General features: G+C 49.7%; 24 protein-coding genes. 13 read left to right on the top strand and 11 right to left on the bottom strand.

What is annotated here, in order from left to right:
- The first annotated feature begins 79 nt into the window (after positions 1-79).
- Positions 80-517, top strand: coding sequence for a hypothetical protein (locus tag AAC022_RS10020; protein WP_339730568.1), 438 nt, complete (start codon positions 80-82; stop codon positions 515-517).
- An 80-nt stretch (positions 518-597) separates the two neighbouring features.
- Here AAC022_RS10020 and AAC022_RS10015 read toward each other — a convergent pair whose 3' ends face one another.
- The 3 genes from AAC022_RS10015 to AAC022_RS10005 form a co-directional block, all read right to left on the bottom strand.
- On the bottom strand, positions 598-2502 hold the full coding sequence (locus AAC022_RS10015) for a M56 family metallopeptidase (protein WP_339730566.1): 1905 nt from the start codon (positions 2500-2502) through the stop codon (positions 598-600).
- Positions 2503-2505: 3 nt separating this feature from the next.
- Entirely contained in the window at positions 2506-2889 is a 384-nt protein-coding gene (locus AAC022_RS10010) for a BlaI/MecI/CopY family transcriptional regulator (RefSeq protein ID WP_339730565.1), read from the bottom strand.
- A 191-nt stretch (positions 2890-3080) separates the two neighbouring features.
- Positions 3081-3569: a hypothetical protein gene (locus AAC022_RS10005; protein WP_339730563.1), complete on the bottom strand. Its 489-nt coding sequence runs from the start codon at positions 3567-3569 to the stop codon at positions 3081-3083.
- Between the two features lie 284 nt (positions 3570-3853).
- On the opposite strand from AAC022_RS10005, the gene AAC022_RS10000 reads away from it, so the two are divergent.
- The 3 genes from AAC022_RS10000 (at position 3854) to AAC022_RS09990 (ending at position 7964) form a co-directional block, all read left to right on the top strand.
- Positions 3854-5797 carry a PQQ-dependent sugar dehydrogenase gene (locus AAC022_RS10000; protein ID WP_339730561.1) on the top strand — a complete coding sequence of 648 codons (1944 nt, stop codon included), beginning with the start codon at positions 3854-3856 and terminating at the stop codon, positions 5795-5797.
- 421 nt (positions 5798-6218) lie between these two features.
- A complete protein-coding gene (locus tag AAC022_RS09995) occupies positions 6219-6515 on the top strand; it encodes a hypothetical protein (RefSeq protein ID WP_339730559.1) in 297 nt (98 codons plus the stop codon).
- Positions 6516-6542: 27 nt separating this feature from the next.
- Positions 6543-7964 (top strand): sulfatase, encoded by a 1422-nt coding sequence (locus AAC022_RS09990; RefSeq protein ID WP_339730557.1) that lies wholly within the window; start codon positions 6543-6545, stop codon positions 7962-7964.
- A gap of 69 nt (positions 7965-8033) precedes the next feature.
- On the opposite strand, the gene AAC022_RS09985 is transcribed toward AAC022_RS09990, so the two are convergent.
- The 3 genes from AAC022_RS09985 to AAC022_RS09975 all read right to left on the bottom strand — a co-directional run bounded on the left by AAC022_RS09985 (position 8034) and on the right by AAC022_RS09975 (position 12374).
- Positions 8034-9143 carry a hypothetical protein gene (locus AAC022_RS09985; RefSeq protein WP_339730555.1) on the bottom strand — a complete coding sequence of 370 codons (1110 nt, stop codon included), beginning with the start codon at positions 9141-9143 and terminating at the stop codon, positions 8034-8036.
- A 503-nt stretch (positions 9144-9646) separates the two neighbouring features.
- Positions 9647-10372, bottom strand: a complete 726-nt coding sequence (locus tag AAC022_RS09980) for an NAD(P)-binding oxidoreductase (protein WP_339730553.1) — start codon at positions 10370-10372, stop codon at positions 9647-9649.
- A 55-nt stretch (positions 10373-10427) separates the two neighbouring features.
- Positions 10428-12374 (bottom strand): GDSL-type esterase/lipase family protein, encoded by a 1947-nt coding sequence (locus AAC022_RS09975; RefSeq protein ID WP_339730551.1) that lies wholly within the window; start codon positions 12372-12374, stop codon positions 10428-10430.
- A gap of 239 nt (positions 12375-12613) precedes the next feature.
- On the opposite strand from AAC022_RS09975, the gene AAC022_RS09970 reads away from it, so the two are divergent.
- Together AAC022_RS09970 and AAC022_RS09965 are read left to right on the top strand one after the other, a co-directional pair.
- Entirely contained in the window at positions 12614-13114 is a 501-nt protein-coding gene (locus AAC022_RS09970) for a DUF4184 family protein (RefSeq protein ID WP_339730810.1), read from the top strand.
- A gap of 456 nt (positions 13115-13570) precedes the next feature.
- The gene (locus AAC022_RS09965; RefSeq protein ID WP_339730550.1) at positions 13571-14425 is read left to right on the top strand and encodes a hypothetical protein; all 855 of its coding nucleotides are present in this window, start codon (positions 13571-13573) and stop codon (positions 14423-14425) included.
- Positions 14426-14728: 303 nt separating this feature from the next.
- On the opposite strand, the gene AAC022_RS09960 is transcribed toward AAC022_RS09965, so the two are convergent.
- Entirely contained in the window at positions 14729-15232 is a 504-nt protein-coding gene (locus AAC022_RS09960; protein WP_339730548.1) for a hypothetical protein, read from the bottom strand.
- Between the two features lie 154 nt (positions 15233-15386).
- On the opposite strand from AAC022_RS09960, the gene AAC022_RS09955 reads away from it, so the two are divergent.
- The gene (locus AAC022_RS09955; RefSeq protein WP_339730547.1) at positions 15387-16283 is read left to right on the top strand and encodes a DUF1853 family protein; all 897 of its coding nucleotides are present in this window, start codon (positions 15387-15389) and stop codon (positions 16281-16283) included.
- 166 nt (positions 16284-16449) lie between these two features.
- Here AAC022_RS09955 and AAC022_RS09950 read toward each other — a convergent pair whose 3' ends face one another.
- Positions 16450-16878, bottom strand: a complete 429-nt coding sequence (locus AAC022_RS09950; RefSeq protein ID WP_339730545.1) for a hypothetical protein — start codon at positions 16876-16878, stop codon at positions 16450-16452.
- A gap of 387 nt (positions 16879-17265) precedes the next feature.
- Between AAC022_RS09950 and AAC022_RS09945 the strand changes: the two genes are divergently transcribed.
- The gene (locus tag AAC022_RS09945; RefSeq protein ID WP_339730544.1) at positions 17266-18003 is read left to right on the top strand and encodes a hypothetical protein; all 738 of its coding nucleotides are present in this window, start codon (positions 17266-17268) and stop codon (positions 18001-18003) included.
- Positions 18004-18050: 47 nt separating this feature from the next.
- On the opposite strand, the gene AAC022_RS09940 is transcribed toward AAC022_RS09945, so the two are convergent.
- Both AAC022_RS09940 and AAC022_RS09935 read right to left on the bottom strand, forming a co-directional pair.
- Positions 18051-21020, bottom strand: coding sequence for a M56 family metallopeptidase (locus AAC022_RS09940; protein WP_339730543.1), 2970 nt, complete (start codon positions 21018-21020; stop codon positions 18051-18053).
- A complete protein-coding gene (locus tag AAC022_RS09935) occupies positions 21017-21427 on the bottom strand; it encodes a BlaI/MecI/CopY family transcriptional regulator (protein WP_339730541.1) in 411 nt (136 codons plus the stop codon). Before AAC022_RS09935 ends, AAC022_RS09940 begins: the two co-directional genes overlap by 4 nt.
- Before the next feature lie 440 nt (positions 21428-21867).
- Here AAC022_RS09935 and AAC022_RS09930 point away from each other — a divergent pair, with 440 nt between their 5' ends.
- From AAC022_RS09930 to AAC022_RS09915, 4 genes are all read left to right on the top strand, one after another.
- Positions 21868-22881 (top strand): DUF1559 domain-containing protein, encoded by a 1014-nt coding sequence (locus AAC022_RS09930; protein WP_339730539.1) that lies wholly within the window; start codon positions 21868-21870, stop codon positions 22879-22881.
- A 128-nt stretch (positions 22882-23009) separates the two neighbouring features.
- Positions 23010-23438 (top strand): hypothetical protein, encoded by a 429-nt coding sequence (locus AAC022_RS09925; RefSeq protein ID WP_339730538.1) that lies wholly within the window; start codon positions 23010-23012, stop codon positions 23436-23438.
- Positions 23439-23702: 264 nt separating this feature from the next.
- On the top strand, positions 23703-24404 hold the full coding sequence (locus AAC022_RS09920; RefSeq protein ID WP_339730537.1) for a family 16 glycoside hydrolase: 702 nt from the start codon (positions 23703-23705) through the stop codon (positions 24402-24404).
- 25 nt (positions 24405-24429) lie between these two features.
- Positions 24430-24999, top strand: a complete 570-nt coding sequence (locus tag AAC022_RS09915; RefSeq protein WP_339730535.1) for a DUF2007 domain-containing protein — start codon at positions 24430-24432, stop codon at positions 24997-24999.
- Between the two features lie 298 nt (positions 25000-25297).
- Here the strand turns inward: AAC022_RS09915 and AAC022_RS09910 are convergent, their stop codons facing one another.
- Positions 25298-25762: a hypothetical protein gene (locus tag AAC022_RS09910; RefSeq protein WP_339730533.1), complete on the bottom strand. Its 465-nt coding sequence runs from the start codon at positions 25760-25762 to the stop codon at positions 25298-25300.
- Positions 25763-26151: 389 nt separating this feature from the next.
- Between AAC022_RS09910 and AAC022_RS09905 the strand changes: the two genes are divergently transcribed.
- Positions 26152-26739, top strand: coding sequence for a DUF1990 domain-containing protein (locus AAC022_RS09905; protein WP_339730531.1), 588 nt, complete (start codon positions 26152-26154; stop codon positions 26737-26739).
- The last annotated feature ends 67 nt before the right edge of the window (positions 26740-26806 follow it).

Genomic DNA, 26806 nt, shown 5'->3' with positions numbered 1-26806 from the left:
TCGATTTCAAATCAACCAGCTCAGGTGGGCTGGTTGATGCTTTATTACATTCTCTCTATTTCTGATAAGGTTCTTACGAATGAATCAAGTGAACGTTGTTGTTCGTGCATTGCTGATCGTTTTACTGGCAGGTGTCTGGGGATGTGGAAGTCAGGCCGAGTATTCGGGCGCGAAGCGATTTCCTGTCTCAGGAACGGTCACTTTTGGAGGCGAATCCATTTCAAGTGGGATGATTTCATTGATTCCAGAAGATGGAAAATCCAATCCCTCGGGTGGGCCCATTGAAGACAGTGCATTTACTATTCCGGCAGCGAAAGGGCCCAACAAGGCAACCTACCGTGTAGCCGTCTATTGGCATAAACCGACAGGTAAGAAAATCAAAGATGCCGATACAGGAGCAGAAATCGACGAAGTCAAGCAAGTCATCCCTGCCAGATTCAACGGCGCCACAGAGCTATCCGTTGTGATAACAGGTGATCCCGAAGAAGATGTGATCGAACTGGATCTCGAAGAGTAAGCGCACGGTCATCATCTCGCTAAACAAGCTGAGCGTCATTTGTGGAACGCATTTCCGACAAGATGAATCCTGTCTCAGGCTTAGCGAGATATTGGGGCAGGTTGCATCGGTAGTTGTGTAGCGAGAGGAGCTTTCGGAACGATTTGAATCGCGTTAAACATTGAGTAATCACTGCCGGCCCGATGGCTGATGAGTCTCAGTTCTTCCCCGGCTGCGATCGTGAAGTCGAAGCTCACATACTGCAGACCTTCGCGGAAAGCCTGGGTACGATAATTCCAAGTACCGTCGTTGGCCGTCGCTTTTCTACCGACAACGCGTTTACCGACTTTCAGTTCGATCTCCGCATTCTGATTTGGAGCATCCCCATGTGCGAAGACGTAGATTTTGTATTTGCCAGCCGGAAGATCTAAGACTTTTGTTTCCAGATCGACACAGCGACAATTGTGATAGATGTAGCCTTGGAAGATTCCCGATTTTCCTTTGATTCCCCACTCGCCGTCGTGGCGTGAAATCCGGAGTCGGGCCGTACTGGAGCTGGCGTCGCTGTATCGCGTATAGTCAACCGCTGTCGTGCCAATGTCTACTGAATTCCAGACGTCGTTAGGGCCTCCCACAATTCCGTTATAATTTCCCAGTCCTGGATCATGTGCGAACACGATGTTCAACGAGCGCGGCGATGGCTGGTTCGTACCTTGAACCGGGACTGCGCGTTTTCTTCCATTGAAAAATTCTTGAGTCTGTGTCTCTGGAACTAACTTCGTGTCTTGCGTCTGTGGCGGTTTGGCTATCGACTGTTGAATGATCGGTTCTGGTTTGGATTGCTGTTTCTTAGACTGTTGTTCTCCAGACTGTTGCGCGTAGGCTGTTTCGGTAAACGCGAACGGGAAGGTTCCCAGCAACCCTGTCAACCCGATGAACGATATTGCAAAGAGAACCATGGTCTGCAGGCGGACGGGGCGTCGATCCTGCGTTTCATGAAGAATCGCCTTCAGTCGTTGAGCAAAACCACTCTGGGCTGCCATGGAGACTGCCGTAGATTTCAATATTCGATGCGACCGAAAACGAGAGACCACCTGCATCAGTTGTGTTGCATAGTCTGATGCACGCGTCCCGTTCTGCAAGACGATATCATCGCAGGCAAGTTCCCGTTCGATATGCAGGAACCGGGCTGCCACCCAAACAAGTGGGTTGAACCAGTACAGCGTGCACGCAATCTGCACAAACAGCTGAGAGAGACAATCAAGACGGGAAACATGCGCCAATTCATGGATGAGTGCACAATGGAGCTCGTGCTCCATCCAATCTTCGGCTTCGAGTGGAAGTAGAATCGACGGATGCATGATCCCCCAGGTCATTGGCATGACCTGCTGCTGCGCGGTGACGAGTAGACTCACCGGTTTGGAGTAACCAAGTGCATTGCGACACGTTTGAAGCGAATCGAACAATCGACCTGTCGTCACCACTTCATATTTCCGGGAAACCGTCCGCAGTCGCATTCGCATAATAAACAGACGAATCAACATCACGACAACTCCCGTCAGCCACAACACATTTAAAAATGTTGCGACGTTCGAAAGGAATGCAGGTATGTTATTTGAGCCGCTGATTTTGTCGCCATACACTGAAGATAGTTCGGCAGCAGCCGCTGATTGCGGGGTACTTTTGAGAATGCCCCTCTGTGAGGACTGTTGAAATTTCAAATCCGATAAGGCGCCAGGTGGTGATTCCAGATGGTGGCTGATTCCCGTGTGATTGACTGTGCTCGCTTCGATCGTCCATTTCGGCAGACACGAGTTGATAACGGGTAAAGCAAGTACAGCAAGGATTGCGACGCTCCAGACGGAAGAGCGTACCGATGCGCTGGCGCGACGCAAGAGTCGTGTCATGACAAACGCAACGACAAGAATAAAGGTCGACTTAATCGCAAGATCCAGCAGGAAAAATGATTGTCCAACATACGGAACGAGGTTGAATTCAGTATTCATTAATTAGTTTCCCTTTTCTCTAGCTGCTTTGATGAGTTCGACTATTTCATGCAATTCGTCATCGGTTAGCGGTTCGTCGCCACTAGCAAGCTGTGCCGCCAGCGCCTGCTTGAATGAGCCTTCAAAGAATGTCTGAACCACATGCTTCAATGCTCTGGTCCCTTCCGGGCGTCGCGGGGAAGTGGGGGAATAGACAAACTCACGCCCTTGTTTGTGTCGCCGCACGAACTCTTTTTCCATCAGAATACGGAGCATGGTCCGAATTGCAGTCGGAGTGGGTGCATTCGGGAGATCGCTTTGGATATCGAGCACCGTGGCTTCACTGCGCGAGTAAATCGAATCCATGATTTGACGTTCCCGCCTGCTGAGATTGGCGTGCTGTGACATGACATCTTTCCCTGATGATCAAGAATATTGAATCGCTAATAAATTAGCGGTTAGAGAGGGTGGTGTCAATGTGAAAAGCCAAAAAATTAGCGAATAGAGGCGTCAGGCAAAAAGCATTCAACAGGAATGTGCGTGTCTTTGGTGAATTTCGTGGTAGAAAAATAAATCTGAATCTGGTCTTCAACAGACGGTTATTTAGCTTTGTCTACGTCTTCAACGATGGCAGTTCCGCTCGCGTCAATGCCGATAATTCGCTTGGTTGGTATTTGATCGGGGCGATAGAGTTGAGGTCGATACTGATAATTGGGATCCTGCAGTTTCTTTACGATGATGTTCCCCAGTTCGTGATGCAGCTTAGCAGCGGTCGCCAGGTCCATCTGTGCCATAAAGGCCGAGAAGTTGTGATTGGGATCATGCAGGCGCAATTGCACGCGTCTGGCGGGGAGGTTTCTGCCGTTGAGATCTATGCCTTGCCAGCTTGTTTCGACACTCCATCGATAGCGCGAGGGGATCGTGACGACGCCAGAATCAGACACACGTAATGCGCTGGTATACATGTTATAGGAATTGCCCTGTGTATTGGGATTCTCAGTTGTGGAAGGAGAGCCGGCAAAGACAACCGTCAACACGCCACATACGGCAAGCGAACTGAATAACGAAGGGCTGAGAAAGCGTTTCATTTTGTGACTCCATTCATTCTGAGCGAACTGATGAGAGAGGAAATCGAAACAGGGGACAGGATACCATTCGTTCCTCGATCTTCCGAATCTTTCCTTGAAGGCATGGGTCTACAGGCTCGTCAATCAGATGTCATTCAAAATTTGGAGACTCCAGATTGCTTTATAGTTGATTCCCGCTGGGAAATGTTGGATAACAGTAGGATAAGAAAATTGTCTCTTTTTCATTTAGCTGAAACTCATTCTTCAATACAAACCGATTGCTGATTCATAAAGGAAGCGCACCTGTGATTCGAAACTCCAAAACCCTGATGACGCTGTTGCTGTCTGCGTGTCTGACTCTGACAGTCACGGCAGCAGAAAAATCCGATACTTCGTTAAACCGCCTGTCGACCGCAGAACAGAAGAGTGGCTGGAAGCTGCTGTTCGACGGCAAGACCACCAACGGCTGGCGGAATTATCAAAAAGAGGGCGTCAATAAAGGCTGGACAATCAAAGACGGCGTGCTCTCCCGTTCCGCCAAAGGGGCCGGCGATATCATTACCGACGATCAGTTCGAGTTCTTCGAAATCTCACTCGAATATCGGATCTCCAAAGCGGGCAACAGCGGCCTGATGTTTCATGTCACCGAAGAAGAACAGACACCTTGGCGCACCGGGCCGGAAATCCAGATTCAGGACAACGTCGATGGGCACGATCCGCAGAAAGCAGGCTGGCTGTATCAGCTTTACAAACCGGCGACTCCCAAATGGATGATTGAAGCCGAAAAAGCGGGCAAAAAAGTCACGCCGGAGGTCGTCGATGCGACGCGGCCCGCAGGCGAGTGGAATCATCTGTTTCTGAGAGTCGGACCCGATCGATCCGAAGTCATCATGAATGGTGTGAAATATTTTCGTTTCAATAAAGGAAGTGCTGACTGGGATAAACAGGTCGCTGCCAGCAAGTTCTCCAAGTTTCCCAAATTCGGAAAACCAACCAAAGGACACATCTGCCTGCAGGACCACAACGATCTGGTCTCCTTCCGCAACATCAAGATCAGAGAAATTCCCGCGGACAACTCCGTTCAGGATCCCAGCGATGGCGAACTGTCTTTAAAAGGCGTACCTGCATTCCCAGATCTGAAATGGGAAGGCTGGGAAGCCGTTGATGAAGAGTCCGGGAAGGTGCTGCCACTGCGACCTATGATCATCACGCACGCCAACGACGGCAGCGGACGCATTTTTGTCGCCACGCAACGCGGCATGATTCACGTCATTGATAAAAATTCACCGAAGCAAACAAAACTGTTTCTCGACATTCGCTCCAAGGTCGCCCCCTGGAAGAAGAACAACGAAGAAGGTCTGTTAGGGTTCGCTTTTCATCCGAACTATAAAGAGAACGGCCAGTTTTTCGTCTACTATTCTGCCGAGGGAAGCCCGCGGAAATCAAAGGTCGCCCGTTTCCAGGTTTCCGCCAACGATCCCAACAAGGCGGATCCCCAAAGTGAAACAATCGTGATGGAGATCGATCAGCCTTACGGCAACCATAACGGCGGCTCGATTGAATTCGGACCCGACGGCTATCTGTATATCGGACTCGGTGACGGCGGTTCCGGCAATGATCCGCTGGGTAACGGTCAGAACCTGGAAACCTTACTCGGTTCTATCTTACGTATTGACGTTGATAAGCAAGCGGATGGCAAGAACTACGCGATTCCCGTGGATAACCCGTTTGTCGATCGGGCCAAGGCGAAACCGGAAATCTATGCCTACGGCGTGCGGAATATCTGGCGATTGAGCTTCGATCCCAAAACCGGAACGCTCTACGCCGGCGATGTCGGCCAGGATCTCTGGGAAGAGGTCAACATTATCAAAAAGGGCGGCAACTACGGCTGGAGTGTTCGTGAAGGCACACGCAACTTTGGCAATCGCCCCGAGACCGCGAAAGATACACCCATCGATCCGATCTGGGAATACGATCATGGCGTGGGCCGTTCCATCACCGGTGGTATCGTTTACCGGGGAAAACGGCTACCCGAACTAGAAGGTCACTATGTCTACGCCGACTTTGTCTCAGGTAAACTCTGGGCTCTTGACTACGACGAGCAGACTGGTGAAGTCAAACGCAATGTGCGTCTGGCAGCCAGTTCCGTCCCCGTCATGTCCTTCGGCACCGACGAAGACGGCGAACTGTATTACACCGTCCAAACCGTCAAAGGCGGCGAAGGCATCTTCCGGTTTGAAAAGAAGTAGTCGTTAAGAAGAGGTTTTCCAGACTGTCCTGACACAGGTATGAGCGGCACGGCGCGAGCCGCCGTTAGCAGCGACAGACAGTAGGAAGTCCGAAACCAATTCGAATTAAACTACCACGAAAAGCACGAAAGTTGAAAACGCGTCGAATTTGACTTTCGTGTCTTTCGCGAATTTCGTGGTAGAAAAACCAATTCAGCTTAAACTGACCTGATCTCTTAAAAGTAGGGCGCGGACCCATGTGTCCGCCCGCCTGGCGAGATCCGTACGGGTCATTCTAACGATGGAACCAGCTACAGCATTGAAGTGGCACCACGCAAGACACGTCGATACCGCGGGGAGACACATGGGTCTACCCCTACATTTTCTGTTGGTCACCCATTAGAATGGATTCGAATAGGATAATGTTTTCAGGAAGCATGCCATGATTCAAAACCATCGCTTTGACAATCGCCTCATTCGAGGCATCTATCTTGTCTTGTTTATTATTGCGATTATCCTGATCTACTTTTCGACGCTGTTCCGAAAAGATGCTTACCTCATTCTGGGGATTACGTTCGCCCTCTATGGCATTTTAAGGTTGGCGAAGAGAATGGTCTCCGGCGTTTCCGTCGATAAGCTGGATCGAATACTCTTTTATGCATTTGTTTTACTGTCGTTGTTCCCCCTCTCCTATGGCGTCTGGTTGATGCTCATTCATACTAAAATGATTGCTAGCTAAAAATAGAACTCAGGAACCCCCCCAAAAATGTGTCGCTCAATTCTCCTTCTAATTACGCTCTGTCTCACCACCCAAACTCACGCCGCCGAACGACCTAATGTGTTGTTCATTGCCGTCGATGACCTTCGACCGGAACTCGCTTGTTACGGCAAGCAGCACATTCATTCGCCGAACATTGACAAGCTGGCGGCAAGCGGCACTCTCTTCGAGCGGGCGTTCTGCATGGTGCCGACCTGTGGGGCTTCGCGTGCCAGTCTGATGACGGGTATCCGTCCTGCTCGCAAACGCTTCGTCAACTTTCTGACCTGGGCCGAGCGGGACGCGCCGGGCATCACAACAATGAACACACAGTTCAAGAAAAACGGCTACTACACGGCTTCACTGGGAAAGATCTTTCATCATCCAAAGGATAGCGCTCAAGGCTGGTCGGAACCGGCGTGGCGTCCGCAGGGCGTTCCCTGGTACCAGCAGCCGAAAAATCAGGAAGTGCACGCACAACGACTAAAAGAGGGGAAAAAGCAGGGAAAAAAATGGAAAGGGCCCGCGTGGGAATCAGCCGACATGCCCGATAATGCATACATGGATGGCGTCCTGGCTGAGAAAGCCATCAGCACCCTGCAGCAGTTGAAGGGACAGGATGAGCCTTTCTTTCTGGCGGTCGGTTTTTTCAAGCCGCATCTGCCTTTTATTGCGCCGCAGAAATACTGGGATCTGTATGACCACGACAAAATCCAACTGCCCGCCACTTACCATGTTCCCAAAGACGCACCGAAAGAATCGATACACAATTCCGGTGAATTACGGTCCTACGCTGATATACCGCGTAAAGGACCTGTCTCTGATGAAGCCGCCCGCAATCTGATTCACGGCTACTACGCCTGTGTCAGTTACACCGACGCCCAGATCGGCAAACTCCTGGCCGAACTCGACCGTTTGAAACTGAGCGACAACACAATCGTCGTCCTCTGGGGCGATCATGGCTGGAACCTGGGGGATCACACGCTCTGGTGTAAACACAGCTGCTACGAGAGCTCCCTGCAGATTCCGTTGATCGTGCGAGCGCCGGGAATCAAAGGAGGCCAGCGCAGGTCAGCCCTGATCGAATCCATCGATGTCTATCCCTCACTCTGCACTTTGACCGGCATTCCACTGCCCGAACACCTCGCAGGCCAGAGCTTCGTTGGCTTGATGCGCGATCCGGATACGAAGTGGAAGCAGGCCGCCGTCAGCCGCTTCCGTAACGGCGACACCATCCGCACCGACACACTCCGCTACACCGAATACACGTACCCCAAAGGCAAGCGGATCTCACGCATGCTCTATGATCACACTACTGATCCGGCCGAAGATACGAATGTGGTAAAAGACCGCATCGACGAGAGCCGCGAGCTGTCGCGTCAGTTAAAACAGCTCAAAGGCCGTGACGGAAAAAAGTCAAAAAGTGATTGAGTAATGGGAGAAACTGCCATTCTTCAGGCTATTTATTTCGCAGTAATCAGAAAGACGTCGGGTAAACGATTATAACTCGTTGGCCTCTACATCGATGGTCTTAATAATCTTTCCGTCTTTCACAAGAGTCACCTTCGTTCCCGGCGGGAACTTGAGAGTGGTAAACACTTCTGGGGAGAATTGTGGCTCGAGTTGGACTCTGTTAACGTCGTATGTGACGTGCCACGACAGTTCTTGCCGGCCCTCCCGTTTGACGGTCATGGAACCAAAACGGTTGTAATGTGCCTGGCGCGGAAACCAGACGCCGGGACTTACTTCCTGCCATTCATCGATGATCGCCTCTGCGATGGGCATCTCTTTCGAGTCTCGGTAGGTATAGCTCAAATTCCGTACAGGAGTTAAGTTCCGGTCTTGAGCCAGCCAGAATTCCCGTCGACTTCGGGGCGTTCCTTTGGGATCAATGTACTCAATGGAGATCTTTGTGCACAGCAGTCCCTGACACGCTTCCGAGCCGAGAATCTGTACTTTAAGCTTAGTACCTTTACGCAACTGGGACGGACCCGGATATGACCGGATGGCTTTGGCTCCTTTGAGGTAAGTTGAGAGCGGGATCTTCAGTCCTACATTCTCCAAAAGGAACATGTGCGGCCGGGCAAGATTCGGAAGAGGCATCGGTTTATCGGAGATCCCACCTTTACTTGACTTCTTTCGCTGTTGTCCTCGCTTTTCAGCGACGACATCGTCTGTCCAGAAATACCGACTGGTCTTTGCGTCACAAACCGTAATCCATGTTTTGGTTCCGATATTCGTATAATTGGCATTGGCAGGATCCTTCTTTTGGTTCAGCCAGCCTAAGCCACCTTGAGTAATCACGATGAAACGCCCTTTTGACTGGTCTTCCTGGCGGAACTTCAACTCCTGAACGTCGAGCATGATCTGCGTCTCGCACACAATCGGTTTTGGAACGTCGATGGCGAACAAGGGGTTTACGTCACTCTTGGTGCTGGTCAAATTGAGTTTGAGATCATCATAGAACGCTTCGTTTTCCTCGACTTTACGAATCAGCGTCTGGAGTTCCTCAGCGTGTGCCGTTTCGTTCTGTTCGCCCCGGGCAGAGAGCGGCATTAAAACGAGCATCAAAATTGTGCCGATACAAATCAAAGTTGTGTGACGAGTCATCCGCGTTTTCTGGAATAGCATCTTTACTCTCCCTTTGAATGGGAACGTCTGGCGAACAGTTTTGAGTATCGAGCATGAGGAAGCCTGTCCCCATAGTGATCGGCTCCGTTTATGCTACCTTCATGAAAGCACTACGAACAGAGACGTTTTCGTGGCTTTCGTGGTAGAAAACAATGATATTTCTTAAACAGGCAATGTCTCTCAAAAGTAGGGTGCGGACCCATGTGTCCGCCCGCCTGGCGAGATTCGATACGGGATTTACTCTTCTAATGGAACCAGCGCCAGCATTGAAGCGGCACCACGCAACGCACGTCGATCCCGCGGGTAGACACATGGATCTACCCCTACTTCTCTTGTGGGTCGGAACATTATTCCTATCACTGTTGGCATGCCAACTGTGCCACCCAATAATCTAAAAAAATGAGCGGAACGGCGCGAGCCGCCATTTTGAACTTACTGTTCCGCGGTATTCCGATGTGTCAAATGGTGGGGCAAAATGCCCTTCATTCAACCTTGTTGTAAATCACCGGCATTTGCCCTTTCCACTGGTTCCAGGTTTCCTCATTCGTCACCAGTTCTGCCATGAAGTGTCCAACGTTGATGCGGCTGGTCTGGCCGGCGTTAAAAATTGCGCTTCTGGTGGGCGAGGGGTGAAGCTCGTATTCACTTACGTCGTCTTCATTGAGTAACGAATCCGGTCGCACTACGGCCCACTCGATTGTCTCACTATTATGACCAATCTTTGTGCGTAAATAATCGGCGGCTTTCTCGTTGTCCGGATGCGGCGGTACGAGTAGACGTAGCAACCCGATCACACACTTTTGCGCCAACGAAATCGGTTCCTTCAGATCGCGGTTGCTGTTTCCCGCCGTATTCATCAGCACAAATCGCACCGGTTTTCCCGCATGCGTGGCTTGAATCGCTTCGCATAAGTGACGGACGGTATCGGTCACCAGCAGACGCGGTTTTCCAAAAATTCCCTTAAGCGACAGTTGATGTCCTAAACAGGAAGCGAACGCATCACAGCCTGTGACATGCTGCTGTATTTCCGCGTCCGTCAGATCATGCACACTCGCCTGGATTTCGGAAAAACCTTCATGACCGGTGATGAAGTCATTAAACGAATCAGGCGTGCGGACAATGGCTTTCACCTGCTCACCACGCTGTAGTAACTGCTCTACGAGCAGCCGACCGGTAGCACCGGTGGCGCCCACGACAAGGGTGGTCATGCTTTGCTTTCTTAGAGGAAATTGGATTGCACTTACTTCATCAGCGCCGCTGGAGTCAGTCTTGATGTACCTGTGCGGGAATGAAATTCAGTTTCGCCAGCCACTCCATCGACTGCTTCTGCCAGGCATCCCACATCGGGCCTTTATAGCCGTTCAAGCCGTGGCCTCCGGATGGTAATTCCAGGAACTTGGAGGGAATGTTTTTCGCCTGCAACGCATCAAATAGTGCCTTACTGTTTTCCACAGGCACGGGTTTATCGTTAACCGCATGTGCCAGGAAGATTGGCGGCGTCTGTGTGGTGACCTGTTTTTCATTGGAGAAGAGCTCAATCAGTTCGGCTGAAGGATCTGCTCCCAGTAGATTCTTTTTCGATCCACCATGAGTTGTTTTTCCCATGCTGACCACGGGATAAATCAGAATCGCAAAGTCGGGGCGACTACTCTGACGTTTAATAGGATCGTCTGCTTTAGGATCGCCGCCGTCAAAATGCGTTGCCGCCGTTGATGCCAGATGACCGCCCGCGGAAAAGCCCATGATGCCGACTTTGGTGGGATCGATGTTCCACTGCTTCGCATTCGCACGGACGGTGCGGATCGCCTGCTGCGCGTCCATTAGTGGCACAAAAGATCGTCCGTCTGGCATCCGATACTCAAGTACGACGCCGGTAATGCCGTGTTGATTCAACCATTTGGCAATGCCGTGACCTTCACCGCCGGTCACTAGTCCCCGGTAACCGCCACCCGGGCAGATGACAATTGCGGCTCCGTTGCCTTTCATTGGTTGATGTACGGTGAGCTTCACATCAGCCTTCTCGAACTGATCTTCGCCTGTCGGCGCTTCACCATTCCAGATTGAGACCACCTCCGGCGGGAGGCTCGTCTCTTGACCAGACTCCGTCTTTTCCTGCGGCGGCATGAGCAGCGTTGACAACACCTGTGCGTGAACACGGTGCCCGAAATCATTCGGATGATTGACGCCGTTGCCGGTCAGGTCCCAATCCTTTTTTTGCTTGAGAAACTCAGTCCAGATCGAAGTCATGTCTGCCAGCGCGACTCCCGGCTCACAGAGCTCCGCCAGTGCATCGCGGTATTGTGGAAACAATTCGTGTTTGAGTCGGATCCAGTCCTTGTTACCTAGCATTGGTGCCACGAGAATGAATTCGGTCTGAGGCCGTTTCTCGCGAATCTTTTTCATAAGCGTTTTCGTGTTGGCCTGATATTCTTTCGCAGAGCGGCCCGCGGAATCGTTCATGCCGAACGCAATGATGACCAGGTCGGGGTTCGACTCCAGGACCTTGTCGACTTGGGTCAGTGCCCAGCGTGTGTCTTTGCCACCGATCGAAGGGTTTTCCAGATGCACTCTGGTCTGATAGCGGTTCTGCAGATGTTCTTGTAACAAATCATGAAACGCAGGTTGGAACGGTGCTCCTCCTGCCCAGCCCGAAGCGTTGCAGCCAGTGGAAATACTGTCTCCCAGTAGCACGATCGAAACGGTATCGTGTTTCCGCAGTTTTTGAATCGTACGCGGCAGGGCTTTCTCATCGAATGTTGGCACGATGGCTTGCCAGTCGGCCGGCTTGTGCTTGTAAGTGATGCAGGTCTGCATGTTGTGATACTCCAGCTTACCGCCGAAGAAGATTTCGCCGTTTCCATCGCGATGCGTCAGTTTGTGCCGTTGTGAATTATCAGGACGACGCAGTTCGGTGGCTGTTCGCGAAACGATGCGAGAATTCTTGGGTAGCGTAATCTCGCGTGTTCCCGGATTCCAGGTATAGTCCCGGCCTTCCTCGTACGTGATGTCGCCCGCGGGATTGCGAACGCTGAGCACGTTTTCGATGGGAAACAGAAGCGATGCTTTCGATTCCCCCGTTTTCGGATCTTTGATAAACAGCACCGATTCCCCCTCGACTGTATCTCCCTGCCAGAACGGCTGCAGGAGTTCCGGTGTGTATTTCCACTCGGGCGCTTCACCCGCCGATGCTGTTCCTGACAGCAAAAGCATCCCGGCACTTAAGAGACAACTCAAGTACCAAGGTGTTTTCATAACTGTTGACGTGAACCGAAACTGATGCTGTTTGCTGAGTTGAGTATGCCCGTTCACAAGAATCTCCGTTTGCGCTGTCTTGAAAAATAATCTCTGTTAGAATACATGGGCTTCATTGTAACTGCTTTTGACTCGTTTGTCTGCTGAATTCGGATTTGGCTCGACCAATCTAATAATATAGTCATGGAGGACATCTCATTCCGCTCCCCCCATTTCACTTCTGCCCAGGGCTGCTTGGCAAAGCCTTCGGTTCACGGTATTTCTGGTTCTCATCGTACGTGGCTGCCAATGTATTGATCGATCTTGAAGTGTTGTATTATCTCAGCAGAAATGAGCCGCCGTTTCATCGTTATCTGCATACCTATCTGGGGGGCATCGCAATGGGAGTCGTTGCGGGACTGTTGATGTTCGTCGTCGTTCAGATGGTTCGTCGCGTGTTACCCGCCGATTCGCGCTGGGGAGAACGGTTGGCACAAACGCCGGGGCGGTTATTACTCTGGCAATCACTGTTGGTCGGCTTGATTGGCGGCGTGTCGCACATTCTACTCGACAGTTTGATGCACGAAGAAATGAATCCGTTCTGGCCGCTGGCTGAAGGTAATGCATTGGCCGGGACAGTCAGCGTTCTCGCTTTACACATTGCTCTGGCTGTGATCGGCTTTTTCGGGTTGATTTTCTGGCTGCTGTTGCGGGAGTAGGGCACGTATTCTGGTTCGTTATTTTCTACCACGAAATTCATATTTGATGATTTTGAACTTTCGAGTCTTTCGTGGTAGTTAAAATCGGCTGTGACGCTGTTGCCATGTGTCCGGTCTAGTTACTTGCCAACAGTGATCGGAGAAACGTCCCGATCACAGGAAAGTAGGGGGAGACCCATGTGTCTCCCCGCGGTATCGACGTGTCTTGCGTAGTGATGCTTCAATGCAGGATTTGGTCCATTCTCTAGAGTGAATCCGGTTTGACCCTCGCCAGGCGGGCGGACACATGGGTCCGCTCCCTACTTGAAAAACATGAGGTCAGATTAAGAAGAATGGTTAAAATTGCGAAACAGGTTCAAGTTGAGTAATCCCTATAATCGATAAATCGACAGGGGTGCAGTTATGTTGTTCTAAGAAACAATACGGGCTGTAGATTTTCGTAAGGGGGGGATAGCTATGAAAATTGATTCGCTTGGCTCTAGTAGTCTGCTGACGCAATCACAGCAAAAACGTGAGCAGGAACATGATGTCCAGAATATCTTCAGTGCGATGCTGGCTCAGGCAGGCCGTCAAGGGTATGCCTCTGCGGAAGCGCCAGACCAGGTTTCTGATGACCAGCAATCCTTAACCGAAGGTTTGCAAAGAACTTGGGACAGTTGGTTCACAGGCGAACTAAACGGCCGGTATTCGCAGGTATCCAATTCTAAGGAATTGAAGCAGTCGTTCGGCGAAATTATTGTTCGGGCACACGAAGAGGGCGGGTACGTCGATCCTCAAAGCTTCCTGCAGAATCTCTCTCAAGACGAATTGGCAGTGATTCAGAAGGTGCAAAGCCTGGCAAGTCCCATTCAGGTCGGGTCGTTGACGGAAGAGGGCGCATTGAATTTGCTCCTGCCACCTGCGGCACAGGTCGACTTGAACCACGATGGAATCACCCGTAGCGGCGTCGCCAAAGGGCTTCGCTTTCCCAGCAGTAACACACCTGCTGCGGTTGTGAAGGCATGGGAAGAAACGACTGAGGGAATGAGCTTCGGCGAAAAAGCCGTCGCAGAATTACAAATGATGCTGCCACTGCTCACGGCCAATCTGGTAGTGGATGACAACGGCAAGTTTGTGCGTCAATATGAGCCCGGCGATCCTGAATTCAGAAACCCGCTGGCAGCCTCTGATTATTCTTACGTCACTGTAACCAAAAATCGACTGGATGCGCTGGAGTTCATGAAAAACGAAATTCCACCCGACAGATACGAGAACCAGAAATCGTTCTGGAATAAATTTCAGCAGTCGCTGATTGATCATGGCGCGGAATAAGCGTCAGAACTGCTTTCTTCAGGTTCACGCTTGTCTTTCTTCGTTTTCACTTTGTTCTGAGCAGTGCTGCGCATCGTAATATTTAAGCAGGAGTCCTTCGGAGCGGTATTTGGTTAAGCAGATTACTAAGTGACTAATGGTGCAACTGCCAAGAAAACCGACGAAAAAGCCGATCATCATGCCGAGAATGCCCGAGTAGAGGGTATAGAGGGTCTTCGATTCTACTACCTATTGATCCAACTCCAAGAACATTTGATCAAACTTTAAGAACAGCTTGATCGCCTTTCTGTTTCGAGTAAAACACTACTCTTCCAGATTCAATGTCAGGCACGGCGTGCCACCGAAGTGGAGAGAGACCTGCTTCTCAGGAACGTTCGGTACGCACCACTCGACAACCATTTCAGTGCCGGGTGGTTGCTCATAATCGTCGAATATAATGTTCCCTTCCGCATCGACCCAGAACATGACGTCGTTAAAAAATCCTTCGATGTAGTCTGACTCTGCTTCTGATGTTTCTTTACCCGGCGGACTGAAACCAAAATCATCAAGGTCAAGTTGCTCGCGTTGCAGGACCAGTATCCGCGAATATTCCTGATCGTCGTCAGGAAAGGTCGTCTTGCGATCGACGACCGCGATCTGCACGTAAGTGCCCGGCTTCGCGAGGGCCGCCTTGATTTGATCCTGGTAAGCGGAAAGCTCCTTTTTGAGAGTCTGCTCTTCTTCTGTCATTTCCTTGGGAGTGTAGGGCTTTGTACAACTGGAGAGCAGCAATGCCCCCAATACGAATAAGACGAGTGTTTGTTTCATGGCGACCGTTCTCCCCAGGATATTCATCGTTAACTTCGAGGTTAGACTGACTGAATAATAGAACAAAGCATCTGACTATGCTAGAGAGTAAAGGAGTTGCAAGAAATACTTGCCCTTTACTATTGCTCCAGATGATAGATAAAATTGCCTTACGATGAATCACCAACGAAAGAACCAACCCAGCCAGAACGTTTTGCAATCACAGCAAGTTCGTGATCTGAAATGGGCCATCACCAGCCCGTCGTTAATCAGACAGTCCAGCGAAGATGAGAATTTTTCCGAGGTTCCCGATTTTCAAGCGATCGACGTTCCACATTTGGAGCGTTACCTCACCCCTTATTCCCATTTTCGGATCGGTCAATATTATGAAGGTCTGATCTTGTATTGGCTGGAACACATTCGTCGGCTGAAGATCATCGCCCGGCATCAGCAGGTCTTTGAAGAGAATCAAACGGTCGGCGAGATCGATGTTCTGTTCGAAGACGAAGCCGGCGTAATGACGCACTGGGAAATCGCGGTCAAATTCTATCTGCACTGTCCCGAGGATAATCCCGTTGGCAGCCAGTTCATCGGACCCAATGTGAAGGATTCGTTCGAAAGGAAAATGCGGCGGCTGTTTGAGCATCAGCTCCCTTTGAGCCAGACACACTTTCCCGATGTGACCCGGCGGCAGGCCTTCGTCAAAGGCATGATCTTTTATCACCCCGATCACAGTTCGCCGACACAACTTCCGGAGAAACTCTCTCCCACGCACGTACGAGGCACCTGGCTGCATCTCTCCGAACTCTCCCGGCTCACCGAGCAGCATGGCGAATTGCTGTTTCTGATCCGCGAAAAACCAGACTGGTTATCCGAGGCTCTCTGCAACAAAGCCGATGAAAGACTGCTTTCCTTTGCAGACTTGCAAAGTCAATTGAAAACGCATTTTCAGGAACAAACCAGACCCATTCTCATCAGTGCGCTCACCTGCCAACAGTCAATCTGCCATGAAGTCAACCGCGTTTTCATCGTCACCAATTCCTGGCCGCATATGGAACTAGAAATAAAATGATCCCGTTCCTTACTGCAGGCGTTACATCAAGCAGTAGGTAATCGAAATACAACGTGCTATTGGTTGGGCATTATCATGACGTTTACTCAGACGCATTACGCATCTCTGCTCTGATCCTGATTTCATCGCGGAGACAGATGCCTTGAAATGTTTCCACTTAGAACCGTCAGTTTTTTTCAACCTGCGGCACGTCAAAATATTTGATACGCATCTTTAACCACAGTGACATGTCCTCTTTTTTATAGTCTTCTTGATAGTCCTCAATCCATTTTGCAATGTCTGCACGTTCGACTGAGTCTGCATAGTTCTTTAAAACGGAGGGTTGATTGAAGAACAGGAACTGCCAGTCAAATCCGATTCCCAGGTCCATGTCTCCTGAGCATTTGGCACGATACATAAGAGGGAGGTCTGAGAGATCACCTATCACATGCAGGAGAAGGGCGCAGTGATAGATGTTTTCGAAGTGATCACACGGCTTCTCACTCAGGCGAGCTTTCAATTCTTCTTGAAAGCACCATCGGAGCCAGTCGTGGTGATCGGCAACATTTGCGATTGAGATTGAACTGAGTATTTCAGTACGTTGTTTCGATGTCATGTAAAAACTTATATTATCTGATTTTAGATTTAAGTAAACGAGATCAGTGTAGCAAAACTAAGTCGTAAGATCATTTGAAGAGACTGTGATTCGATGAAAGATCAACGGGAACGGCAGGCACGCGATTTATATCAGGGTCTGAAAGACATATTGGAGCATAGGCAATCCTCAGTGAAAATCTCCATCGAAGGCGAAGGGATTCATTGGAGCTGCCTCGCTGAACGGGATCATTTATCTTGTTCGATCAGTTGTTATGGTCACTCGGGGCCCGAATATTACATCACGTTTTATCATGATACTGAAGAATCTGGGACTGCTCGAATTCTTTCAATAAGTGATACACTTGCTGCAGTGAAATCCTGGCTGGCAGGACGAACTCTGACAGAGATGTATGACCGATTTCAGTTTGTAGATCGTGACAAGCGCGTGCAGATGTTGTTCAGAGCAAATCTTCTTCTCGCTATTCCAGCTTTGAAAGACATGACGACGATTCAGATTGAGCACATGGGAGCCGATAGTTATCATCTGAAAATCAGAGGACAGGACCGGTCTGGCGAAATACATACCATTGGAAAAGAGAAGCAGCCTGATGCCTTTTTTGCATGGGACGATTGTGTGCTTTTTCGCTTCAAGGTGGCCGATCAGCGAAAACTGGCACAAGTTGTTAAACGGTGGATTTGTGATCGCATAATGCCTTCAACGCTGCAAGCGGAATTTCCATGGATCGAGATGAGTGAAGTGGCCGAATATTATGAGCAAGGGAATCCCATCGAGGGAGAATTTATAGTCAGTTGGGACAGCGTTGAAGATATTTATGATTACATTATCAACTCCCCCGAATATAGAGAACAGATCAGAGCATTTATGGATTCACTGCGTAAAAAGGGGTATGACAGATCCTTGCGAGCAGGCCAATCAATGTCGACGTTTGTGCTTTCCCGTTCAAGGCGACATGGAATGGAACCCGACGATCCCAGCCTGGCTTTCGATTTTAGGGACGATCACATAATTGTGTATAACTACCTGAATAGAGGGAAAGACATAGAGACAAGATATCAAACAACCGAGTTAAACCCGGAAATTGATGGACTGCTCCAGGAACTGATCGCAAAGCCGATTGGTTGAAGTTCAAAATGAGAGATCAGAGTCGCTTGTGTAGAATTAGCGTTTTTTTATTCCCCGTTCGTTTTCGGCAGGATTTCCAGCCACGCGGATACCAGTGATTTGAGAGGTATCTTTCGTCTCGCGTAACCCGCATGGCCCCAGGCACCGCTAGCGAATGTGCTACCTCCACCTGGTGCATTTATCTGATCCTCAAAGAAAAATTCCAGACGATGTTTCAAATCGATAGACGCGTGAAAGGTCCAACTCACTGTCAATTGAGAATCCGGATCATGTTCATCTTGAGGACGCTCTTGCAGTTCGAACCCTGTCTGGTAAAAACGGATATTGGAATAGATATTCCCACGTTGGCTTTCGAAATGCACCCGCAGCGGGCTGAGAACGTCGGAAGTCTGTTTTTGGGCCTGACCGTCTACAGGGAATTCAATGATCGGTAAATCCTGTTCCAGTGGAGATCTGCGGGCGGGCAGTTGGATATGTTCAAAGTAGATCGTCTTCATTTCGGCCTGAGGTCGGAGTTCAAAATAAGCGATTTCATTCAGAGGCATCATAAGTTCAATTGGCACGCTACCATATCTGTGAGAAACCCAGCTTCCGTTTTTAAGATTCTGTCGCTCACCCGATTTTGAAACGACCCACAGAGAGGCGTTTAATGGTTTGCCTCCTGTGTTATTGAAAATGATCTCAGACGTGTTTCTGGTATTCTGTGGTTCGCCGTAAAAACCACTGTAGGAACTCCAGCCGATATGGTTCCCTGCTCGTAAATATTTTATTTCGAATGTCGCATCTTCAAGTTTTAACGTTGCTCCCTCTTTCGCCGGGATCTGATAACGAAATTGATCACTGTTGAAATTGTAAACCTTTAGAATCAGGTCCACTCTGTCAGGTAATTTGTCCCATAATGAAAACAGTTGAAGCTGCTCCTGGTCCGACCATGTGGAGCCTGCCCCGTATTGGAAGGACCGGAGTGGGATCTTTGTCTGAGAATCCAATACGTCCAATTCCGCCAATTCAAATCGCGTGGGATCAGGGGCTGATAAATTGATAATGGCATGATCGACAAACGCCCCGTTTGTGAAGTCTGGAAATTCATTTGAAATTGAAGGCCGCGGAATCCCTTTTCCGTTTTCTGCGATGAACGTATTATCCGCCTGTCCGCGGGCAACCGTTCCGATTCGGAATGTGTTCGTTCCTAACGTCAGTTTCAGAGTATCTGTTCCGGTCGCGTTTTTAAGTCGCTGCGATTCATCGGCGGTACGTGTGAAGTTTCGAGGCTGAGACCAACGTTTCCAGACGAGAACATCGGGTAAGATGCCATTCCGAGAGTGTGACCTGATCCAGCCCCGGTTTTGAAACTCTGTAAAATAACCCTCGGGAGTGGACTGAGAGGTAGTACGATACACTGTGTCATAGACGGGAAGGTAAACCTTGCCTTTCGAATCAGTGATCAACGCTACAAATTGCAATTTCAAACTCGGGTCCAGCGAGTGATCTTCAACGCGATTACACTCTATCTTCATCCCGGGGATTGTCACCCCTTTGAGAGGCTCACCATTGCCAAATTGATAGGTTTGTGTGAGGACAATGGGGGCATTCGCCAGCGATTCTTTCAGTAGTCGCGTTGCTTCTTTATGATTGCCATTCATCTGGTACCAAGTGCCCAGCAGTTGCTGTGCGTAGAACAGTTTTGGGTGTTTTGTCAGAATCGCTTCCAGCTTTTCGCGTGTTTCTGGAAAAGTAAATTTACGGATGCCACTCATGGTAGAGTTGTAGGTCTGCGCCAGCTTTTTACATTCTTGCACTGCTGCTTCTTCATCGGGATCAATACGAAAGGGCAAGTTTTTCCAGCCGAACCACCCTTCCAACGTGGTTTTCGTTACGGGCTGTTGGTCCGGACGCAAGCCGGGCAGCATGATGAGTGCAAACAGCACGGTGAAGATCAAAGCGGGGTAGCGCAAGCGGTTTGCCCGAAATAGCGAGGCATCCATCAGGCGACGAATGCGTCGGGCGGCCGGGTGTTCCTGATGGACGAATCCGAGTACCAGCGGTTCCGTTAATCGGGTCGATTGTCGGCTCGCTGCCTCGATGAGTGTTTCGCAATACCGTTCCGGTTTCGCAAGCTGATGCGCTAGCAAAAGATCGTCACAGCAGTCTTCGCGCGTCTTTCTGAGCGATATTCTCAGCCACCACAGAGCCGGATGAAACCACCAGACGATGCTGACCACGGTTTCGAACCAGCCAATCAGTAAATCGCGGCGGCGGATATGTGCCAGTTCGTGGGCAATTATAATCGTTAATTGATCGTGTTGTAACTGATCGGCAATCGCACGTGGAATCACAATTGTCGGTCGGAATGCACCCATGGCAAAGGGAGCGTCCGTTTCATCTGAAATGCGTAAGGCAGGAACCGATTTGATTCGCAGCAATTTAGAAATTCGTGTGACTTCCGAAAACAAAAACCCATCTTGCTGGAGTCTGCCTGCACGTACAATGCGTCGTACATTTCTATAGCGCTGAAAGAGCAGGGCAGTCAATACAGCCGTGCCGAGCAGGTATAATGGAAGAAGTAGACGCGCCCATGAAAACTCCGATTCTGGGGCTGGTTTTGATATTATGGGAACAGAGGAACGAGGTGATGCTGGTTGAGGCGTTGGTACGGCTGTTGTTTTCGAGGCTGGGGATGCTGGGACGCGGGAACGACTGGCGTCTGATGAAACAGTCTTCTCCAAGGTGGGATCATCGGCAACAAGAGAGATCACGAAGGTGCTATCAGGGGTATTTCGCATACCTCGAAGCTCTGAGTATTTAGTAAACACACCGGTTTGTAGATCCAGATAGGGTGGTGTTGCAAACTTGACGAGTACCACCAGCAGGATAGCATAGCGCAGCGGCGAACTGATGAAACGTTGTGTTACAAATAGAAACATACATGCCAGGATCGCCACAAACGCGGCCTGAACGCCGGCGTGCTGTACCAAGCCGCTCCATTGCTCTGCTGTATGGTTAAAGAAGTGACTCATGATTTGTCTCCCTTCTTCTGTTTCTGAGTGCGCAGATCATCGAGCAGATCTTGAAGCTGGTTAATCTCTTCTTCTGTCGGCTTACGTGTTTCAAAAAACGAGGACATAAACGAGAGCGTATCGCCGCCAAAGACCCCCTGAAACAGGTCGTTCATCAGATGACGGTAGGCCCGCGTTGATTCGCGCGTCACGCGAAACACAAACGCCTTCCCCTGATCCGCCTTGCGTTTCGTAACGAGCTTTCGACTCTCCAGCCGTTTGAGCAGCGTCATGACAGACGACGGTTCCATCTTCCGCACCGGCTGCAGCGCCTCGCAGATCTCTTTAACCGTGGCCTCTTCCAGTTGGTTCAGGCAGACCAGAACATCGCGTTCTGCATCCGGTATTTTTTCTTTTTGATGATTCATTTCTCTATTAAAAACGACAAATGTCTTTATGTCAATCGAAAAACGACAAATGTCGCGATTCATGCAGGATGGCTCAATCAGGTATCTCTGTCCAGATAGCGAAATATCGAACACGGAATAATATGTAAGGTTATTTATATGAATAGGTTACGTATATCAGTCTTGTTTGATTTCATCTTTTATGAATTTTAATCGGTAAATGCGGGGGGAGGCATACGACTGCTTATATTGGGGCTGTGTTCATTTGCTTTGCTGTGACACGTGGTGACTACATGGTTTTGTGTATGTCATTATTGGTTCCCCTGGGGTGATAGGCTGTGAAGATCAATTCCATTTTCTGAGCCGTATCACTCGTGTCTGTCAAAAAAATTTTCTTACCCACATTTCTGATTTCGTATTTTTCTGAATTTATTCCTTGCTGTTTTATGAAAGACTGCATCATGATTTCTAAAAGACGCTCGCTGCCACATCGAGGGTTTACCTTGATCGAACTACTGGTCGTCATCGCGATCATTGCGATTCTTATTGCGCTGCTGCTGCCGGCAGTTCAGCAGGCACGAGAGGCGGCACGCCGCAGTTCCTGCAAAAACAATCTTAAACAGCTTGGGCTGGCGCTGCATAATTATCATTCGACTTTCAAAGTGCTCCCCCCGGCCTATGTACGCGATCCCAATGTCGGAGATGATGAAGGGCACTGGACCTGGTCTGCGTTTCTGTCGCCTCACATTGATCTGGCGACGGTCTACAATGCATTCAATGTCGGGGATACACCTGCGAGTTATGCTTTCGGTGCCAATATTCAGGCCATGCAGCAAACCTATACCGTCTTTCGGTGTCCTTCCGATTCCGGGCCGGAAAAACATACCGATGCCGGTTATACGATTGATTATTTCGACGGAGGTGGCGCCAGGACTTCCAATGTGGGTGTCTCAGTGACGAATTATGTGGTGTCGAATAATAATGCCTATCATCGTGCGAATCAGGCGTCGAATTATCTTGATGGCACAACAGGTGGTACGGGGGCATTCTGGGGTAATAGCAGCTGTCGTTTTCGCGATATTTCTGATGGATTGAGCAATACGATTCTGGCTGGCGAGCGGGCATATCAGATTCCGGGAAATAAGATGAGCGCTGCGATGTTATTTGCGGTTCGTGACAATGTGGGACTGGGGCCAACCTGTGCTAACTGCACCGGCAATACGGCTGCCAATCAGGGGCTGTTAAGTATCACTGGGACCACGCATTTCGGAATCAATCCGGCATCAACGTCAGATCAGGCAAATGGTGCTTATAGCAGTCGGCATACCGGTGGCGCCCAGTTTTTGATGGGCGACGGAGCCGTTCGCTTCATTAGTGAAAATATTGATACGAATGTTACCAACGGAGGGATTGTTGATAGTACCCTCGAACGCCTGTCCTCAATTCAGGATGGTGAAGTGATTGGTGAATTCTAAATCGAATTTCAGCTAACAGATGCGGCCGGGAGCGTTTTGCTGCTCCACGGTCGCTGTCATTTCGGTATTCATATTGAGCCACCGAAATCCACAGGGATCATTCTTAGCTAAAGCAAGGTAAAAACTGGATGAAATCTACTACCGTTTGCAAAGTATTCGTTGTTGGTTTTCTCACTTTAGGGGTCTGGGGATGTGGTGGCGGAAGTGATTTACCACCGCTGGGTCAGGTTTCAGGAATCGTCACGTTAGATGGTCAACCACTGGAACATGCGCAGCTCATTTTTCAACCGGAAAATGGTCGGCCTTCCGTAGGAGAGACTGATAGCGAAGGAAATTATGAATTGGTTTTTACAGGAACAGCCTCGGGGGCACTCTTGGGTCCTCATAAAGTTGTGATCACCTCAGCCGTGGATGCCTTCTCTGATGAAACAGGCGAAGGCAAAGACCGGAAAGCACGTCCTGAAGTGCTGCCTGCCAAATATCATTCCAAGACGACTTTAACAGCAGTAGTCGAACCGGGTAGCAATCAGATCGATTTCCCGCTCACGTCGAAGTAATCAGGCCGGGCAATTAGGCCCGTGAAAATACGGGCCACGCTTTCGAAATGAAAATGGTACCGTGATCAAGGAATAGAGAGGCTCTGTCGCCGAAACAGGTGACAGGGCCTTTTGGCGTTTCAGGATTGTTTGACTCTTCTCTGAAACTCAGATACAGTGTGGTCGCAAAAATGCGGCGATTCTCAATAACCGTTCTCATCTAAAGCGATACGGTATGTCTGCTGCTGAAACGTCCTGTTCTTCTTGTTTCGGAAGGTGTGCTCCATGTCCTGTATCCGTTCTGTATTAATAGTTGCCTGTCTTGCGTTTGCTCTGCCAGTTTTTGCCGGGGCTCCGGAAGCGATTTCCGGGGATGATTTTAAGAAACAGATTTTTGCGGACGATTTTTCGAAACCCAAGCTGGGCAAACAGTGGAACCTCTATAAGAGTTCGTCGGTGATCAAAGACGGTGTATTACAGGGCGTGGAACTCAAAGATGGCGGCCACGCGGCCGTGCATCAATTGCGGACGGAACCTTACAGCGATGTCGAACTGAAGGTTGATCTCAAGTTTGCCGGCTCCCCTTCCACCAACCTGACGTTCAATCAGCATAAATTCAAAGGCTCACATGCGGGACACCTCTGTCGGGTTGTGGTCTCTCCCACCAAGGTCACACTGCGTGACGGCAAGACCGGTGTGTTCAACAATGCGATCTTCAAGAAGCGTCGTGCCAAAGAAAAACTGACGGCGGAAGAACAGGCCACCCTGAAACGGACCCAGGCCGTCTATCCGGTGAAACTCGAAAAAGACAAATGGTACACCGTCACCGTTCGCATCAAAGGGGATCTGATGCAGGCCTTCATCGACGGCAAACTGATCGGCTCGCTCCGCTCTCCCGGCATCGCCCACGCCACCAAAGATAAAATCGGTCTGGTCACGCCGAAGCAGTCGATTCATTATGACAACGTGAGCGTGCGCGTACCTTAATCCATTCCCTATCAGGAACACTGCGATGTCGAATGACTTTGTCACCGTAGCTACATTGAATACGCCGACGGAAGCCAGTCTGGTTCGTAATCAGCTGGAGGCGGAGGAGATTCGCGTCTTTCTTTCGGATGAAGAAGCGGTCGGCATGGCGTGGTATCTGGGAACTGCGATTGGCGGCATCAAGGTCCAGGTCGCAGAGGCAGACGCCGAGCGGGCCTTCGAAATATTAGACGAGCACGATCCGGTCCCCATTACCGAAGAAGACTGGAAAACCGTCGAAGGGTTTGAAAACGGTTGGAACGAGGAAGAAAACGAAGAAGAATCTCTGGCATACGATTCTCTGGAAGAAGAAACAGACGAGGTGCCCGCTACCGACCTGGATCGGGAGCTAGACCGTGCTTATAAAGCCGCCTTCCTGGGTATTCTATTTCTGCCGTTGCAGGTTTACTCGCTGGGAATGCTGCTCACGATTGTCTTAGGGCCGCATAAGCTCACCTCCGCCCAGCAGAAAAAAGTCAATATTGGCTTCCTGGTGGATTCCTTCTTGCTGCTGGTCATGCTTTATTTTTTTATCGATCTGAGCACGGTACGGTAGCGTCTTTCAAAAGGTCATCGACTGGTAAATACTTCTAGATTTAAAAATGGGTTAAGCGGAGTCCGAATCCCACCGTTGCAGGGCTGCTTTTTCTTTTTGCTTTCTGGCTTCTTGATTCTCTTTATCTAGGTGGCCTCCTTTTCTGAAAAGCAGGAAAAACCAAAGCAAAAACAGACAGAATACAATTATGATTTCGATAGACTTTGGAAGGGCTGATATTTTAAGAATCAGAAGAACAGCCAGTCCGGGAGTCCCCCACAATAATAAAAAACAGAGAAACTCCCGAGGTGCAGGCATTTCAAGTCGCTTCACAAGCATGCCTCGTTTGGGTGTAGCGCAGGAGTAACCAGAAGCCGATTGAAAATGCGGGAAGGATGAGCACCGCGAAATGATTCAGCTTCCACGAAATATAAAATCCAATGAGAGAGAGTATGACATTCAATGGAATTCCAATTCGATCATAACGCTGTCGCGTCACAAGAATTTCGTCTGATTCCGGAGGACGCAATTCTGCTTGCAGTCGGTCCTGAAGCGGTATTGCAAAACGTAGACAGAATCGATCCCAGTTGACTTGAGATGATGGGGGAAGCTCATGACGAAAATAGCGAATCAACCACAGTCGGTCTTCCTGATCGTATTGATTCAGGTTGATATCGCCTGCCTTTGTCTTGGGATCAACAATTAAATGATCTACATCCCATTTTGCTTCTTTTACTTCGGATAGAGTAAACACTTTGCGAGTAAATACACCCTGCAGAATCACGTTATCATCTTGGATTGTCAGCGAAGTGGATCAGTAAGCCAGAAATCCCCAGAGCGAAATTCCACTTGGAATGAGCCAGAGCACTGCATTAAACAGGATGGTATATTTTCGGCGGTCAGATGGTGCATCCAAGCCCATCAGAAATCCGCTGCCGAAGAAGATGATAGTGAAGAAAAGTAGCACAAATATCGCTTCATTTCGTGAGGATTTCGAAAATCGAAAAACCCTACTAACTGGTTCCGGCTCTGTCAGCTTTGCGGTCTCAGAAAATCTGTCATCCACAACGGCCCATTCCCTTTTTTATCTGGGGTCTGCTTCGTAGTCTGTCTGTATCGGAAACGGTTTCCGGCGTGTTCTGGATTAAACTATTTTCACTATGATCCAAAAATATGTTACTTTTCAAACAGCCCGATGCCCAGCAGATTGCCGACTTCATCGCAGCACAATCCCGGCTGAAGTTCACTTATCCGCAGGTGGCGGCTACCAGAACGCAAACGCCGCCCGCCGGTTATCAGGTGGATCATAACCGGATCTGCCTGGGGCAGGGGAGAGCACTTTATGAAACTGCGAAGCAGGCCCTCGTTGACTGGCAGCATTATCGTTTTGACTGGTTGACTCTGCATCGTCCCGATGCAGGGCCGGAAGCGGGACAGACGGTGGCGGCTTTGGCGCACGTTCTCGGGATCTGGGTATTGAATGCCTGTCGGGTGGTGTATGTCGTGGAAGAGACCGAGCCGCTGCATCGTTTCGGCTTTGCGTATGGCACTCTACCCGAACATGCCGAGTCGGGAGAAGAACGCTTTCAGGTCGAATGGAACACGGATGACGATTCTGTCTGGTACGATCTCTACGCCTTCTCGCGACCGGGGCAATTGCTCTCAAAAATCGCCTCTCCCTATGTTCGCAGGAAACAGAAACAGTTTGCGCGGGAATCCCTGCTGGCGATGCAGGCAGCCGTTCTCAAGAATTGTCCTTAATCATGCCATTTCATTGGTGAGCTGATGAATTGTTCTCTGTAATACAATATTCTCTGTAATACAATAT

Origin of the sequence: uncultured Gimesia sp. (assembly GCF_963976445.1) — a bacterium.
GTDB lineage: Bacteria > Planctomycetota > Planctomycetia > Planctomycetales > Planctomycetaceae > Gimesia.
This window is presented reverse-complemented; position numbering and strand designations above follow the sequence as displayed.

Bases quoted from the DNA above. Each gene is read 5' to 3' on its own strand.
- AAC022_RS09965 (WP_339730550.1), top strand. From the start codon at position 13,571: ATGAAAATTGATTCGCTTGGCTCTAGTAGTCTGCTGACGCAATCACAG.
- AAC022_RS09950 (WP_339730545.1), bottom strand. From the start codon at position 16,878: ATGACATCGAAACAACGTACTGAAATACTCAGTTCAATCTCAATCGCA.
- AAC022_RS10010 (WP_339730565.1), bottom strand. From the start codon at position 2,889: ATGTCACAGCACGCCAATCTCAGCAGGCGGGAACGTCAAATCATGGAT.
- AAC022_RS10015 (WP_339730566.1), bottom strand. From the start codon at position 2,502: ATGAATACTGAATTCAACCTCGTTCCGTATGTTGGACAATCATTTTTC.
- AAC022_RS09925 (WP_339730538.1), top strand. From the start codon at position 23,010: ATGAAATCTACTACCGTTTGCAAAGTATTCGTTGTTGGTTTTCTCACT.
- AAC022_RS09935 (WP_339730541.1), bottom strand. From the start codon at position 21,427: ATGAATCATCAAAAAGAAAAAATACCGGATGCAGAACGCGATGTTCTG.
- AAC022_RS09975 (WP_339730551.1), bottom strand. From the start codon at position 12,374: ATGCTTTTGCTGTCAGGAACAGCATCGGCGGGTGAAGCGCCCGAGTGG.
- AAC022_RS09930 (WP_339730539.1), top strand. From the start codon at position 21,868: ATGATTTCTAAAAGACGCTCGCTGCCACATCGAGGGTTTACCTTGATC.
- AAC022_RS09995 (WP_339730559.1), top strand. From the start codon at position 6,219: ATGATTCAAAACCATCGCTTTGACAATCGCCTCATTCGAGGCATCTAT.
- AAC022_RS09990 (WP_339730557.1), top strand. From the start codon at position 6,543: ATGTGTCGCTCAATTCTCCTTCTAATTACGCTCTGTCTCACCACCCAA.
- AAC022_RS10005 (WP_339730563.1), bottom strand. From the start codon at position 3,569: ATGAAACGCTTTCTCAGCCCTTCGTTATTCAGTTCGCTTGCCGTATGT.
- AAC022_RS09985 (WP_339730555.1), bottom strand. From the start codon at position 9,143: ATGACTCGTCACACAACTTTGATTTGTATCGGCACAATTTTGATGCTC.
- AAC022_RS09940 (WP_339730543.1), bottom strand. From the start codon at position 21,020: ATGAGTCACTTCTTTAACCATACAGCAGAGCAATGGAGCGGCTTGGTA.
- AAC022_RS09920 (WP_339730537.1), top strand. From the start codon at position 23,703: ATGTCCTGTATCCGTTCTGTATTAATAGTTGCCTGTCTTGCGTTTGCT.
- AAC022_RS09905 (WP_339730531.1), top strand. From the start codon at position 26,152: ATGTTACTTTTCAAACAGCCCGATGCCCAGCAGATTGCCGACTTCATC.
- AAC022_RS09955 (WP_339730547.1), top strand. From the start codon at position 15,387: ATGAATCACCAACGAAAGAACCAACCCAGCCAGAACGTTTTGCAATCA.
- AAC022_RS10020 (WP_339730568.1), top strand. From the start codon at position 80: ATGAATCAAGTGAACGTTGTTGTTCGTGCATTGCTGATCGTTTTACTG.
- AAC022_RS09945 (WP_339730544.1), top strand. From the start codon at position 17,266: ATGTATGACCGATTTCAGTTTGTAGATCGTGACAAGCGCGTGCAGATG.
- AAC022_RS09915 (WP_339730535.1), top strand. From the start codon at position 24,430: ATGTCGAATGACTTTGTCACCGTAGCTACATTGAATACGCCGACGGAA.
- AAC022_RS09960 (WP_339730548.1), bottom strand. From the start codon at position 15,232: ATGAAACAAACACTCGTCTTATTCGTATTGGGGGCATTGCTGCTCTCC.
- AAC022_RS09980 (WP_339730553.1), bottom strand. From the start codon at position 10,372: ATGACCACCCTTGTCGTGGGCGCCACCGGTGCTACCGGTCGGCTGCTC.